General features: G+C 57.0%; 14 protein-coding genes. 10 read left to right on the plus strand and 4 right to left on the minus strand.

Annotated features, from left to right (window positions below; genetic code table 11):
* The first annotated feature begins 45 nt into the window (after positions 1-45).
* The 4 genes from ACLJQD_RS08280 (at position 46) to modC (ending at position 2,885) form a co-directional block, all read left to right on the plus strand.
* Entirely contained in the window at positions 46-195 is a 150-nt protein-coding gene (locus tag ACLJQD_RS08280; protein ID WP_000891513.1) for an AcrZ family multidrug efflux pump-associated protein, read from the plus strand.
* A 166-nt stretch (positions 196-361) separates the two neighbouring features.
* A complete protein-coding gene (gene modA, locus ACLJQD_RS08285) occupies positions 362-1,135 on the plus strand; it encodes a molybdate ABC transporter substrate-binding protein (RefSeq protein ID WP_000951416.1) in 774 nt (257 codons plus the stop codon).
* A complete protein-coding gene (gene modB / locus ACLJQD_RS08290; RefSeq protein WP_000604026.1) occupies positions 1,135-1,824 on the plus strand; it encodes a molybdate ABC transporter permease subunit in 690 nt (229 codons plus the stop codon). The genes modA and modB overlap by 1 nt, the downstream gene beginning before the upstream one ends.
* A 2-nt stretch (positions 1,825-1,826) precedes the next feature.
* Entirely contained in the window at positions 1,827-2,885 is a 1,059-nt protein-coding gene (modC, locus tag ACLJQD_RS08295) for a molybdenum ABC transporter ATP-binding protein ModC (protein WP_017441916.1), read from the plus strand.
* Here the strand turns inward: modC and ACLJQD_RS08300 are convergent, their stop codons facing one another.
* Complete coding sequence (locus tag ACLJQD_RS08300) at positions 2,886-3,704, minus strand: pyridoxal phosphatase (RefSeq protein WP_023230847.1); 819 nt, start codon at positions 3,702-3,704, stop codon at positions 2,886-2,888.
* A 163-nt stretch (positions 3,705-3,867) separates the two neighbouring features.
* On the opposite strand from ACLJQD_RS08300, the gene pgl reads away from it, so the two are divergent.
* Positions 3,868-4,863: a 6-phosphogluconolactonase gene (gene pgl, locus ACLJQD_RS08305; RefSeq protein WP_000815468.1), complete on the plus strand. Its 996-nt coding sequence runs from the start codon at positions 3,868-3,870 to the stop codon at positions 4,861-4,863.
* Between the two features lie 143 nt (positions 4,864-5,006).
* On the opposite strand, the gene ACLJQD_RS08310 is transcribed toward pgl, so the two are convergent.
* Positions 5,007-6,290, minus strand: a complete 1,284-nt coding sequence (locus ACLJQD_RS08310; protein WP_001094776.1) for a putative acyl-CoA thioester hydrolase — start codon at positions 6,288-6,290, stop codon at positions 5,007-5,009.
* 237 nt (positions 6,291-6,527) lie between these two features.
* Here ACLJQD_RS08310 and hutI point away from each other — a divergent pair, with 237 nt between their 5' ends.
* From hutI to hutH, 5 genes are all read left to right on the plus strand, one after another.
* Positions 6,528-7,751, plus strand: coding sequence for an imidazolonepropionase (gene hutI, locus ACLJQD_RS08315; protein WP_017441918.1), 1,224 nt, complete (start codon positions 6,528-6,530; stop codon positions 7,749-7,751).
* Entirely contained in the window at positions 7,748-8,689 is a 942-nt protein-coding gene (hutG, locus tag ACLJQD_RS08320; protein WP_017441919.1) for a formimidoylglutamase, read from the plus strand. Before hutI ends, hutG begins: the two co-directional genes overlap by 4 nt.
* 44 nt (positions 8,690-8,733) lie before the next feature.
* Positions 8,734-9,459 (plus strand): histidine utilization repressor, encoded by a 726-nt coding sequence (locus ACLJQD_RS08325; RefSeq protein ID WP_000287413.1) that lies wholly within the window; start codon positions 8,734-8,736, stop codon positions 9,457-9,459.
* A 196-nt stretch (positions 9,460-9,655) separates the two neighbouring features.
* The gene (gene hutU / locus ACLJQD_RS08330) at positions 9,656-11,341 is read left to right on the plus strand and encodes a urocanate hydratase (protein ID WP_017441920.1); all 1,686 of its coding nucleotides are present in this window, start codon (positions 9,656-9,658) and stop codon (positions 11,339-11,341) included.
* A gap of 1 nt (position 11,342) precedes the next feature.
* Positions 11,343-12,863, plus strand: coding sequence for a histidine ammonia-lyase (gene hutH, locus ACLJQD_RS08335; protein ID WP_017441921.1), 1,521 nt, complete (start codon positions 11,343-11,345; stop codon positions 12,861-12,863).
* 84 nt (positions 12,864-12,947) lie between these two features.
* On the opposite strand, the gene ACLJQD_RS08340 is transcribed toward hutH, so the two are convergent.
* Entirely contained in the window at positions 12,948-13,424 is a 477-nt protein-coding gene (locus ACLJQD_RS08340; RefSeq protein ID WP_000767403.1) for a kinase inhibitor, read from the minus strand.
* 57 nt (positions 13,425-13,481) lie between these two features.
* The gene (gene bioA, locus ACLJQD_RS08345) at positions 13,482-14,771 is read right to left on the minus strand and encodes an adenosylmethionine--8-amino-7-oxononanoate transaminase (protein WP_000205503.1); all 1,290 of its coding nucleotides are present in this window, start codon (positions 14,769-14,771) and stop codon (positions 13,482-13,484) included.
* Positions 14,772-14,788 lie beyond the last annotated feature (17 nt).

Genomic DNA, 14,788 nt, shown 5'->3' on the forward strand with positions numbered 1-14,788 from the left:
TGTGATGCGGTTAAAATACAAAAAGGACTATATCTGGAGTTGCCCATGTTAGAGTTATTAAAAAGTCTGGTATTCGCCGTCATCATGGTACCGGTAGTGATGGCCATCATCCTCGGTCTGATTTACGGTCTGGGTGAGGTGTTCAACATTTTTTCCGGTATCGGTCAGAAAGACCAGTCCAGACAGAACCGCTGATTTCCCCAAACGCCCGCTCAGTCGGGCGTTTTTGTTACTCAAGATCCTGCTTTTCCTGCCGATATTTTCTGTGTTTAATCGTTAATGGGTATGAATAACCGCTGGGAAACCCCTGAGATTATCGTTATATTGTCGTTTACATAACGAAACGCACAAGGAGTTACAGATGGCGCATTCCTGGTTACGCCTGGTCGCAGGGGCGACATTATCTTTCGTCATCGCTGGTCATGCGCTGGCGGATGAAGGCAAGATCACCGTATTCGCCGCCGCGTCGCTAACGAACGCGATGCAAGACATTGCGGCAGAATATAAAAAAGAGAAAAATGTGGATGTGGTCTCCTCATTCGCCTCCTCTTCAACGCTGGCGCGCCAGATAGAAGCGGGCGCGCCGGCGGATCTGTTCATCTCTGCTGACCAGAAATGGATGGATTACGCAGCCGATAAAAAAGCGGTGGATACCACGACGCGCGAAACATTGCTTGGCAATAGCCTGGTGGTGGTAGCGCCGAAAGCCAGCGAGCAGAAACCGTTTACCATCGACAACAAAACGGACTGGATTCGTCTGCTGAACGGCGGGCGTCTGGCGGTGGGCGATCCGCAACACGTACCGGCGGGAATTTATGCCAAAGAAGCGCTGCAAAAGCTGGGCGCATGGCAAACGCTTGAACCGAAACTGGCGCCGGGCGAGGATGTGCGCGGCGCGTTGGCGCTGGTCGAACGTAACGAAGCGCCTTTGGGCATTGTATACGGTTCTGATGCGGTCGCCAGCAAGGGGGTCAACGTGGTGGCGACGTTCCCGGAAGATTCACATAAAAAAGTGGAATACCCCATCGCTATCGTGGAGGGGCATAAAAATGCGACCGTCAGCGCGTTCTATGATTACCTGAAAGGACCGCAGGCCTCGGCAATCTTTAAACGTTATGGATTTACGACGAAGTAATGATACTGACCGATCCAGAATGGCAGGCTGTCCTTCTTAGCCTGAAAGTGTCTTCCCTGGCCGTGCTGTTTAGCCTGCCGTTTGGGATCTTTTTTGCCTGGTTACTGGTGCGATGCCGGTTTCCGGGCAAAGCCTTACTTGATAGCGTCCTGCATCTGCCGTTGGTGCTGCCGCCGGTGGTGGTCGGTTATCTGCTGCTGGTGTCGATGGGGCGACGCGGGTTTATTGGCCAGTGGCTGTATGACTGGTTCGGTCTCACGTTTGCCTTTAGCTGGCGCGGCGCCGTGCTGGCGGCGGCGGTGATGTCCTTCCCGCTGATGGTGCGGGCCATTCGGCTGGCGCTGGAGGGGGTGGATATCAAGCTTGAACAGGCCGCCAGAACGCTGGGCGCCGGGCGCTGGCGCGTTTTTCTGACGATCACCTTACCGCTTACCCTGCCGGGCATTATTGTTGGTACGGTGCTGGCGTTTGCCCGTTCGCTTGGCGAATTTGGCGCGACCATTACCTTTGTTTCCAATATTCCGGGCGAAACCCGCACCATACCTTCCGCCATGTATACTTTGATTCAGACGCCTGGCGGAGAGAGCGCGGCGGCGAGACTGTGCGTGATTTCGATTGTATTAGCGCTGATTTCGCTGTTGATTTCTGAATGGCTGGCGCGGATTAGCCGTGAACGGACGGGGCGCTAACCATGCTGGAGCTTAATTTTTCCCAGACGCTGGGAACGCACAGTTTAACCCTCAACGAAACGCTGCCAGCCAGTGGGATCACGGCTATCTTTGGCGTCTCCGGCGCGGGAAAAACCTCGCTGATTAATGCCATCAGCGGTTTGACTCGCCCGCAAAAAGGACGCATCGCGCTGAATGGCCGGGTGTTGCATGACGCGGAAAACGGTATCTGTTTAACGCCGGAAAAGCGCCGCATCGGTTATGTTTTCCAGGATGCGCGCCTGTTCCCCCATTACAAAGTACGCGGCAATTTGCGCTACGGCATGGCGAAAAGCATGACCGGCCAGTTTGATAAGCTGGTGTCGCTGCTGGGAATTGAAGCGTTGCTTGATCGCCTGCCGGGGAGCTTGTCCGGCGGAGAAAAACAGCGCGTAGCGATAGGCCGGGCATTGCTCACCGCCCCGGAGTTGCTGTTGTTGGACGAACCGTTGGCCTCGCTGGATATCCCGCGTAAACGCGAATTACTGCCGTACCTGCAACGGCTGGCGCGAGAAATCAATATTCCCATGCTGTATGTCAGCCATTCTCTCGATGAAATTCTCCACCTGGCGGATAAAGTCATGGTGCTGGAGGATGGACAGGTTAAAGCGTTTGGCCCGCTGGAGGAGGTCTGGGGAAGCAGCGTTATGCACCCGTGGCTGCCGAAAGAGCAACAGAGCAGTATTCTGAAAGTCAGCGTGCTGGAGCATCACCCGCATTATGCCATGACCGCTTTGGCGCTTGGCGACCAGCACCTGTGGGTAAATAAACTCAATCAGCCGCTGCAATCCACACTGCGTATTCGTATACAGGCGTCGGATGTCTCGCTGGTACTACAGCCGCCGCAGCAGACCAGTATCCGCAACGTATTGCGGGCAAAAGTGGCGAATTGTTATGACGATAACGGGCAGGTGGAAGTCCAGCTTGAGATAGGCGGCAGAACGCTGTGGGCGCGAATAAGCCCGTGGGCCAGGGATGAGCTGGGTATCAAGCCTGGCCTGTGGCTTTACGCGCAGGTGAAAAGCGTTTCTATCACCGCCTGACTATAGCAGGTGGGTGTAAATAAATTTGGCGATGCTGTCGGTAGTGTTATCGCCGATCACGACGTCAGCGCGCGCTTTCACCGCCTCATCGGCGTTGCCCATCGCAACGCCGGTGCCTGCCGCCTCCAGCATACTGATGTCGTTGTAGTTATCGCCGAAAGCGATCACATTTTTCATTGACCCTCCCTGCGCTTCTATCCACTGGGTAAGGCGCTTGCCTTTACTGTTGCCTTTGCGCGCGATATCAACCTGATCGTGCCATGACCATTCGCACTCCAGATCAAGCGCTTGTTCAACATGCTGACCGAACCGCTGTAGCCTGGGAATATCTTCATCGGTAAGCGCAAACTTCCACACGGCATTCACGTCGCGCGCCGCCTGCGCCAACGAAGAGACCTGTGTAAAGGTCGGACGTTGCTCCGGCGGCAAGGTCTGCGCCCACCGGGAGGTACGCACGACGTGACCGGTTGGGTGTTCGTAAAGCATAGCGTCATCAACATACATCAGGCCGTGAATCTGATGCTCATCCAGTAAATCAATCAACTGCAACGCCTTATCCACGGGCATAGGATCGGCATCCAGGACAGTTTTAGCTTGATAATCATACAAATAGGTGCCGTTGCAGCAAATAGCAGGTGTTTCCAGCGCCAGCGCCTGATAAAAAGGATGAATAGCAACGTGATGGCGACCAGTGACAATGATAAGTTGAAAGCCCGCCTCTTTGGCGCGTGATAGCGCGTCAAGCGAGGAAGGGAGTAAGGTTTTATGCGGGGTTAATAACGTTCCGTCTAAATCGAGGGCAATCACGCGTGCAGTCATAATTTTTTCCAGATTAAGAGTAATAATTCCGTCTGTCGGCATGGTACACCGGGACGGTAAGCAGACAAAATTCTGCGTCTGAATTCAGCATTCGCCGTCAAAAGCGACTACGTTAAGCTGTGTCCTGTTATTGCAGCTACATGCCATATGCAAAGGAGTATTCATGAAACAAACAGTCTATACCGCCAGCCCTGAGAGTCAGCAAATTCACGTCTGGAGCCTGAACCACGAAGGGACGCTGACACTGGTGCAGGTCGTGGATGTGCCCGGTCAGGTTCAGCCGATGGTGGTCAGTCCGGATAAACGCTACCTCTATGTCGGCGTACGCCCGGAGTTTCGTGTCCTGGCGTATCGTATTGCGCCGGATGATGGCGCGCTAACGTTTGCCGCCGAATCCGCCCTGCCGGGTAGCCCGACCCATATTTCTACCGATCATCATGGTCGTTTTGTCTTTGTCGGATCGTATAACGCCGGTAATGTCAGCGTGACGCGCTTACAGGATGGCCTGCCGGTTGAGCTGGTGGATGTGGTGGAAGGGCTGGACGGCTGCCACTCGGCAAATATTACGCCTGATAACCGCACCCTGTGGGTGCCTGCGCTAAAACAGGATCGCATTTGTCTGTTTACGCTAAGCGATGACGGCCATCTGGTGGCCCAGGAGCCGGCGGAAGTGAATACGGTTGAAGGGGCAGGCCCGCGTCATATGGTCTTCCACCCGAATCGACAATATGCCTATTGCGTCAATGAACTGAACAGTTCGGTGGATGTCTGGCAGCTTAAAAATCCGCATGGCGAGATAGAGTGCGTACAAACGCTGGATATGATGCCCGCCGATTTTTCCGATACCCGCTGGGCGGCGGATATTCATATTACGCCGGATGGACGGCATCTGTATGCCTGTGACCGCACCGCCAGTCTGATTACCGTCTTTAGTGTCTCCGAAGATGGCAGCGTACTGAGCGTTGAAGGCTTCCAGCCGACGGAAGCCCAACCGCGCGGCTTTAATATCGACAATAGCGGAAAATACCTGATTGCAGCGGGTCAAAAATCACATCATATCGCGGTCTATGAAATTACGGGCACTCAGGGGTTGCTGACGGAAAAAGGCCGTTATGCCGTCGGGCAGGGGCCGATGTGGGTTGTGGTGAACGCGTACTAAAGCGCTGTGTGCCGGAGGGCGGCGGGCTGGAGCTCATCAAGGCGGGATGCCTGATTAATTTCAATAAACATCGCTTGCAGTAAAACCACGGGCCGCCACATCTGCTGCTGCGGCCCGTTTATAAACCTGAACCGGAACGGCGATTACTGCTTAGGTTCCGCCACTACTTTACTGCCTACACCGCGGTTGTTGTATTCCCACATGCGGTTGTAGTTCGTGTCGTTCAGATTACGCTGCACCTCGTCTTTGTCATCCACGGTTCCCGTATTTCCGGCAAACGGACGTTTCGAGATGACCGCGTCGGCCCACGGTTTGGCAACGTTGAAGCCCTCGTTAATCACGCTGTCGCGGATCACTACCTGACCGTTGGTGTTGGCGTCGACATCCAGCGAGCGGCCAAGCTGCGCAACGCCATCGCCGGAGGCGTTAAAGCGGCTGTTGATCGCCAAAAAGCCATAGTAAATATTGGACAGCGTCGCCGGGGCGAAGACGTAGGCTTCCTGCTGTGTGCGGGAGTTGACGACCTGGAAGTTGGTGTTATCGAACACCACGGCGCCGCGTCCGGAAACCATATCCACATCGCCTTCAATATAGCTGTTCGTCACCAGCGTACGCGGCTGGCGATCGGTTTGCAGACGGTTCTGCACGCCGCTGTTGGTCACAAAGAAGGTGTTCTGGCGGCCAAGGATATTGACCTTGTTAATCTGGACTTTGTCGCCATCGGTACGCAGCGCCACCGCCGGATGGTTTCCGGCATCGACACTGTCGCCCAGCGTGTTCTCGATGGTCAGATTTTGTAGCTGCAGACCGTTATTCTGCGACCAGAACGCGGCAGAACACATTACGCCGATCGTCGCGGCGTGTTTGCTTTGGCAGTTATCGAACATATACCAGGCGGGTTTACCAGGCATATATTTCCCGCCGGGATTCACCGCGCGGCGCCAGTCAGCGACGCTCATTTCACCATCAATCGCCATCCCAATTTTCACATCGATCGGTTTTTCACCGGTCCCGTACAGGGTCAGACTTCCCGGCGCGGCGGGAACATACACGGTCCCCTGATAGTCGCCCGGCATAATAGCAATGTACTGGCGTTTGTTCGTGCGTTTAACCATCGCCGCATCGACCGCGGCCTGAATTGAGGTGTGCGTAACGCCTGGCGTACCTGCCGGCCCCACCACAAAGTCAGGCTGTGCGGGCAGGGTAATCGGCGACGGCGACCACGGGGCGGTATTCGGCGTCAGGGAGGCAAAATAGCGCGCCGCAACGAAGTTTTTCGCTTCATTTGCCGACAGAATTGGGCGCGAGGCGGTGCCAGGCGCGGTTTGATCGGAAGGGATCTGATCGGGTGGCGTAGAGCTACAGGCGCTCAGCGTCACGCCAAAAGCCAGTGCCAGCGCCAGACGGGAAACCGATAATGTATTCACAGGTTGCTCCGGGCTTGAAAAAGTTAAATGACATCCATTGAAGCCTGCTTTTTTATACTAAGTTGAACGAAACGGGAAGGCGAAAAGGTAAAAAGTTCCTTTTCAGGCTGGAAACACCTGTCGCATCAGATAGTTTTATCACAATTAAGCAACAACTTTCGCGCTTTGAGTTGACAATCCGGAGCAGAAAGAAAATAAATGTCTATACAACTCATGACAGGCAAGAGAGCGACAGGAATGCGGCAACTTTTACCGGGCGATACTGTCTGGCGAAACATCAGGCTGGCGACAATGGACCCGCAGCGGCAAGCCCCGTACGGGCTGGTGGATAACCAGGCGCTGATTGTACGCGAAGGGCATATTTGCGATATCGTGCCAGAGACGCAGCTTCCTGTCAGTGGGGACAATATCCATGATATGCAGGGACGACTGGTAACCCCGGGACTTATCGATTGCCACACGCATCTGGTGTTTGCCGGTAACCGCGCCGCAGAGTGGGAGCAGCGGCTTAACGGCGCGTCATACCAGCATATTAGCGCTCAGGGCGGCGGCATTAACGCGACGGTATCAGCAACCCGCGCCTGTGCGGAGGAGCCGCTCTACCTGCTGGCGCGCGAACGCATGATGCGCCTTGCCAGCGAAGGCGTTACGCTGCTGGAGATTAAATCCGGCTATGGTCTGGAGCTGGCGACAGAAGAAAAGCTGTTGCGCGTCGCTGCAAAACTTGCTGCCGAAAACGCTATCGACATTAGCCCCACGCTATTGGCCGCTCATGCTACGCCAGCGGAGTATCGTGACGACCCGGACGGCTACATCACTCTGGTCTGCGAGACGATGATTCCGCAGCTCTGGCAAAAAGGGTTATTTGATGCGGTAGACCTCTTTTGCGAGAGCGTCGGCTTTAATGTGGCCCAGAGTGAGCGCGTGTTGCAGACGGCGAAGGCGTTAGGTATTCCCGTTAAAGGCCATGTTGAGCAGCTTTCGCTGTTGGGCGGCGCGCAGCTGGTGAGTCGTTATCAGGGTTTATCGGCGGATCATATCGAATATCTTGATGAAGCGGGCGTCGCGGCGATGCGTGACGGCGGTACTGTCGGCGTATTATTGCCCGGCGCGTTTTATTTTCTGCGCGAGACGCAGCGCCCGCCGGTAGAACTGCTGCGCCGCTATCAGGTGCCTGTCGCCGTCGCCAGCGATTTCAATCCCGGCACCAGCCCGTTTTGCAGTTTGCATCTGGCGATGAATATGGCCTGCGTACAGTTTGGTCTGACGCCGGAAGAGGCATGGGCGGGCGTTACGCGCCATGCCGCACGCGCGTTGGGAAGACAGGCGACGCATGGGCAGATCAGGGCCGACTACCGGGCGGATTTTGTGGTGTGGGATGCTGAACAGCCGGTAGAGATTGTGTATGAGCCGGGGCGTAATCCTTTATATCAGCGGGTATACAGAGGACAAATCTCATGACGCAATGGTATCCGGCTTCTCCGGCGCTCTGGCAGGGGCGCGATGACAGTATAGAAGCGCCGGATGCGCGGCGTCTGTTTCAGACCGTCACGCGCAGCGAGACCTTTTTCCCCGAAAACTGGCAGCAAAAGATCGCGTTAATGGGATTTGCCTGCGACGAGGGGGTAAAACGCAATGCAGGGCGTCCCGGCGCGGCAGGCGGCCCGGACGCGTTGCGTAAAGCGCTGGCGAATATGGCCAGCCACCAGGGACATGAACGGCTGGTGGATTTAGGCAATTGGGTTGCGCCGACGCCCGATCTGGAAGGCGCGCAGCAGGCCTTGCGCGATGCGGTAAGCCGCTGCCTGCGGGCCGGGATGCGCACGCTGGTGCTGGGCGGCGGGCATGAAACCGCATTTGGACACGGCGCGGGGGTGCTGGACGCGTTTGCGCAGGAAAGCGTAGGGATCATTAATCTTGATGCGCATCTGGATCTCCGTCAGACCGACCGGGCAACATCCGGGACGCCGTTTCGTCAACTGGCGCAGCTATGCGACGCGCAGAGCCGCGCGTTTCATTATGCCTGTTTCGGCGTGAGCCGTGCGGCGAATACGCAGGCGTTGTGGCGGGAAGCGCAGTGGCGGAATGTTACCGTGGTGGAGGATCTTGACTGCCATGACGCGCTGGCGCAGATGACGCAGTTTATCGACAAGGTGGATAAAATTTATCTGACTATCGATCTCGACGTATTGCCTGTCTGGGAAATGCCAGCCGTCTCCGCTCCCGCAGCGCTGGGCGTGCCGCTGATACAGGTTCTGCGTTTAATTGAGCCGGTTTGCCGCAGCGGAAAATTACAGGCGGCGGATCTGGTTGAGTTTAATCCACGCTTTGATGACGATGGCGCAGCGGCGCGCGTGGCGGCGCGGCTTGGCTGGCAAATCGCGCACTGGTGGCGTTAATCTGTCATCCGGAAAACACTATCCGCATAAGGAAGGCTTCACGCATGTATTCATCCCGCTCCCGTTCTGCGCCTGCGCCTTTTTACGAAACGGTGAAACAGGACATCTGTAAAAAAATAGCCGGCGGCGTCTGGCAGCCGCACGATCGCATTCCGTCGGAAGCTGAACTGGTCGCTCAGTATGGCTTTAGCCGAATGACCATCAACCGGGCGCTGCGTGAGCTGACGGATGAAGGGTGGCTGGTGCGTTTACAGGGCGTGGGGACGTTTGTCGCCGAACCAAAAGGCCAGTCCGCGCTGTTTGAAGTCCGCAGTATCGCCGAGGAGATAGCCGCCCGCCGTCATCAGCATCGTTGTGAGGTGCTCACGCTGGAGCGCGTGCGGGCAAACGCCATCCAGGCCAGCGCTCTCAACGTCAATGAGAGCGATGTCATTTTCCATTCCATCATGGTGCATTATGAAAACGATCTGCCGGTACAAATTGAAGATCGCTGCGTGAATGCGGATATTGCCGTGGATTACCTGACGCAGGATTACCGTCAGACCACGCCGCACGCTTATTTGTCGCGGATCGCGCCGCTAACGGAAGGGGAACATATTGTGGAGGCGGTGCGCGCCACGGCGCAAGAGTGCGCGTGGTTAACTATCAAAGAGCATGAGCCTTGTCTGCTCATTCGTCGTACAACCTGGTCCGCGTCGCGGATTGTTTCTCACGCCCGCTTACTTTTCCCCGGGTCGCGCTACCGGCTACAGGGACGATTTATCTCCTGAGCGGACTGCTGCCGGAAAACGTGATTGCTGACACAATATAACAAAATTGTATCATTTTTGTTAATTCTATTCTTGTGCTTACTTGTATAGACAAGTATATGTCTGATTCTTATCTGTGGGTCTGCGGCGGTGCCTGATAGTGGCGTTTTAGCGTTATTTGGCGATGGCAGACCGATAATAATGAGGAGTCATTGCTATGCCTGAAAGCAAGTATCGTCAGCAGACTATCCGCGCGCCCCGAGGCACGGTATTAACGGCGAAAAGCTGGCTGACAGAAGCCCCGCTGCGGATGTTAATGAATAATCTCGATCCTGACGTGGCGGAAAATCCGCATGAGCTGGTGGTCTACGGCGGGATTGGTCGCGCCGCGCGCAACTGGGAATGCTATGACGCTATTGTTGATGCGCTCACCCGGCTGGAGGCGGACGAAACGTTGCTTATTCAGTCTGGCAAACCGGTCGGCGTATTTAAAACGCACGACAACGCGCCGCGGGTATTAATCGCCAACTCCAACCTGGTTCCCCACTGGGCGACATGGGAACACTTTAACGAACTGGATGCGAAAGGGCTGGCGATGTACGGTCAGATGACGGCCGGAAGCTGGATCTATATCGGCAGCCAGGGAATCGTGCAGGGAACATACGAAACCTTTGTCGAGGCGGGGCGTCAGCACTATAACGGCACGCTGGCGGGACGCTGGGTGCTGACCGCCGGACTGGGCGGCATGGGCGGCGCGCAACCGCTAGCCGCGACGCTGGCCGGAGCGTGTTCGCTGACGATTGAATGCCAGCAAAGCCGTATCGATTTTCGTCTGCGTACTCGCTACGTGGATGAGCAGGCCGCCACGCTGGATGACGCGCTGGCCCGCATTACGCGCTACACCCGCGAGGGGAAAGCCGTGTCCGTCGCCCTGTGCGCGAATGCGGCGGATATCCTGCCGGAACTGGTTAATCGCGGCGTGCGCCCGGACCTGGTGACCGATCAGACCAGCGCCCACGATCCGCTACATGGCTATTTGCCCTCCGGCTGGCGCTGGGAGGAGTATCAGAAAAACGCGCAATCCGATCCCCACGGGACGATGCAGGCAGCGAAACGTTCCATGGCGGCGCATGTTCGGGCGATGCTGGCGTTCAGTCAAATGGGCGTGCCGACCTTTGACTATGGCAACAATATTCGCCAGATGGCGAAAGAGATGGGGGTGGAAAACGCCTTTGATTTTCCGGGATTTGTGCCAGCCTATATTCGTCCGCTGTTCTGTCGTGGTATCGGGCCGTTTCGCTGGGTGGCGCTGTCCGGCGATCCGCAGGATATCTATAAAACCGATGCCAAAGTCAAAGAGATAGTGGCGGAGGATAAACATCTGCATCACTGGCTGGATATGGCGCGCGAGCGCATTCATTTTCAGGGGTTACCGGCGCGTATCTGCTGGGTAGGCCTGGAGTGGCGGCAAAAACTGGGACTGGCGTTCAACGAAATGGTGCGTTGCGGCGAGGTATCCGCGCCCATTGTGATTGGCCGCGATCACCTGGATTCCGGTTCTGTCGCCAGCCCTAACCGTGAAACCGAAGCGATGCGCGACAGTTCCGACGCGGTTTCCGACTGGCCGCTGTTAAATGCGTTGCTGAATACCGCCAGCGGGGCGACATGGGTATCGCTCCATCATGGCGGCGGGGTGGGGATGGGTTTTTCGCAACACGCCGGTATGGTGATTGTCTGTGATGGCACTGATGAGGCCGCCGCGCGTATTCGCCGCGTGTTACACAACGATCCGGCGACGGGCGTCATGCGCCATGCCGATGCCGGATATGATCTCGCGGTGGAATGCGCTGTTGAGCAAGGTCTGAATTTACCGATGGTTGCGGCGACGCAGGGGAAAGGCTGATATGAACACCATGACTCTCACTCCGGGGCAGCTAAGCCTCTCTCAACTGTACGATGTCTGGCGTCATCCGGTACAGCTTCGGCTGGACGCCAGCGCCATTGACGGCATTAACGCCAGCGTCGCGTGCGTCAATGATATCGTTGCCGAAGGGCGTACCGCCTACGGCATCAACACCGGTTTCGGCCTGCTGGCGCAGACGCGCATCGCTGATGAAGACTTGCAAAATCTACAGCGATCGTTGGTGCTGTCTCACGCCGCGGGCGTAGGCGACCCACTGGATGACGCGATGGTGCGTCTGATCATGGTATTGAAAATCAATAGTCTGGCGCGCGGGTTTTCCGGGATTCGGTTGAGCGTGATAGAGGCGCTCATCGCTCTGGTGAATGCTGGCGTGTATCCGCTGATTCCGGCAAAAGGCTCGGTTGGCGCGTCGGGCGACTTAGCGCCGCTGGCGCATCTGTCGCTGACGCTGCTTGGCGAAGGAAAAGCGCGCTGGCAGGGTGAATGGCTTCCGGCGCAGACGGCGCTAAAAAAGGCCGGACTGGAGCCTGTCGCGCTGGCGGCCAAAGAGGGGCTGGCGCTGCTTAACGGCACCCAGGCGTCAACGGCCTTCGCGCTGCGCGGTTTGTTTGAGGCACAGGAGTTATTTGCCTCCGCCGTCGTCTGCGGCGCGCTGACCACCGAAGCCGTACTGGGATCGCGCCGTCCTTTTGATGCGCGCATTCATGCCGCGCGCGGACAACAGGGGCAAATTGACGCCGCGCGGTTGTTCCGGCATCTGTTGACCGATACCAGTGCTATTGCTGAATCACATCACCACTGTCATAAAGTTCAGGACCCGTATTCCCTTCGCTGCCAGCCGCAGGTAATGGGCGCTTGTCTGACCCAGTTACGTCAGACGAAAGAGGTACTGCTGGCTGAGGCCAACGCGGTATCCGATAATCCGCTGGTCTTTGCCGATGCGGGGGAGGTGATCTCCGGCGGTAACTTCCATGCTGAACCGGTTGCCATGGCGGCGGATAATCTGGCGCTGGCGATAGCGGAAATCGGCGCGCTATCGGAGCGGCGCATCGCGCTGATGATGGATAAACATATGTCGCAGTTACCGCCGTTCCTGGTGAAAAATGGCGGCGTTAATTCCGGTTTTATGATTGCCCAGGTCACCGCCGCGGCGCTCGCCAGCGAGAATAAAGCGCTGGCGCACCCGCACAGCGTGGATAGCCTGCCGACCTCGGCGAATCAGGAAGATCATGTCTCAATGGCCCCGGCGGCAGGACGGCGACTCTGGGAAATGGCGGCGAATACCCGCGGCATCATTGCCGTGGAGTGGCTGGCGGCCTGTCAGGGGATAGATTTACGGGAAGGGTTAACCTCCAGCTCGTTACTGGAACAGGCGCGGCAGACACTGCGCGAGCGGGTGGCGCACTATACGCAGGATCGTTTTTTCGCGCCCGATATTGAGTGTGCGACGGCGCTGCTGGCGCAAGGCGCGTTACAGCGTCTGGTGCCGGACTTTATGTGAATGCTGCCGGATGGCGCGGCGTTTATTCGGCTTACCCAACCCGTTGGCAGGGTAAGACGTTTACGCCGCCATCCGGCACAGCGTTTAACTGAACATCGCCGTGATCGAGGCGCTGGCGAGCGAATGGAAATGCACGTTAAAGCCGACCATCGCGCCGCTGGCGTCTTCATCAACATCAAGACGCTCGACGTCCAGCGCGTGAACCGTAAAGATATAGCGGTGCGTTTCCCCTTTAGGCGGCGCCGCGCCGCCGTAGCCCGCTTTACCGAAATCGGTACGCGTCTGAATGACGCCGTCTGGTACGGCCACCAGGCCTGAGCCGAACCCCTGGGTCAGTACGCGCGTATCCGCCGGGAGGTTCACCACCACCCAGTGCCACCAGCCGGAGCCGGTCGGCGCGTCGGGATCGTAACAGGTCACGACAAAACTTTTGGTGCCCATCGGCACGTCGTCCCAGGCCAGATGCGGCGAAATATTATCGCCATCATAGCCCATACCGTTAAAAACGTGGCGATGAGGAAGTTTATCTCCATCGCGCAAATCGTTGCTGATAAGTTTCATGCGCTCTCCTTTTGACTCACCAGAAGTGTAGCCAGAAGCAGCATCGCTTACCGCTGATTAATGGCTAAAAAATGTTTCATTGTGTACCGCGTCATTGACCGCCTGGGTCAAACGGCGCAGTTGATCCGGACGAATAATGTAGGGCGGCATCAGGTAGATTAGCTTGCCGAACGGCCTGATCCAGACGCCTTGCCCGACGAAGAAGCGTTGAAGCGCCGCCATATTGACCGGGTGCGTGGTTTCAACCACCCCAATCGCGCCCAACACCCGCACATCCGCCACCCAGGGCGAACTTTGCGCGGGGGCTAACTCAGCACGTAACTGAGACTCGATAGACGCCACCTGCTGACGCCATTCGCCGCTTTCCAGCAGCGTCAGGCTGGCGCAGGCGACGGCGCAGGCCAGCGGATTCCCCATAAACGTCGGGCCATGCATAAAACACCCCGCCTCGCCGTTGCTAATAGTCTCTGCAACCTGGCGTGTCGTGAGCGTTGCCGAGAGGGTCATGGTGCCGCCGGTTAAGGCTTTGCCGAGACACAGAATATCCGGCGCGATCCCGGCGTGCTCGCAGGCGAACAGTTTGCCGGTACGGCCAAACCCGGTGGCTATTTCATCGGCAATCAGCAGAATGCCTTCGCGATCGCACATGTTACGAATACGCCTGAGCCATTGTGGATGATATATGCGCATCCCGCCCGCGCCCTGAACGATAGGTTCCAGAATCACGGCGGCTATTTCATGGCGATGCGCGGCCATCAGGCGAGCAAATGGCGCGATGTCGCTTTCATCCCATTCGCCATCCATCCGGCTTTGCGGCGCCGGCGCGAACAGATTCTCCGGCAGATAGCCTTTCCACAAGCTGTGCATGGAGTTATCCGGATCGCACACCGACATCGCGCCGAACGTGTCGCCATGATAACCGTGGCGAAACGTCAGAAAACGCTGACGCGATTCGCCCCGCGCCTGCCAGTATTGCAGCGCCATCTTCATGGCCACTTCTACCGACACCGAACCAGAGTCGGCCAGAAAGACACACTCCAGCGGCTCAGGCGTTATCGCGACCAGCTTACGGCACAGATTCACCGCAGGTTGATGGGTTATGCCGCCGAACATGACATGCGACATGGCGTCAATTTGCGCTTTCATCGCCGCATTCAATTGCGGGTGGTTATAACCATGAATGGCCGCCCACCAGGAGGACATCCCCTCAATCAGGCGTTCGCCCGAGGCGAGAACCAGCTCGCAGCCTTCGGCCCGCTCAACGGGATATACCGGCAGCGGCGAGGTCATGGAAGTGTAAGGATGCCAAATATGGCGTTTATCGAAGGCCAGATCGTCCGTTGTCATAATCGACTTGTAAACCA

The sequence above is a fragment of the Salmonella sp. SAL04214 genome (assembly GCF_046550615.1).
Lineage (GTDB): Bacteria > Pseudomonadota > Gammaproteobacteria > Enterobacterales > Enterobacteriaceae > Salmonella > Salmonella enterica.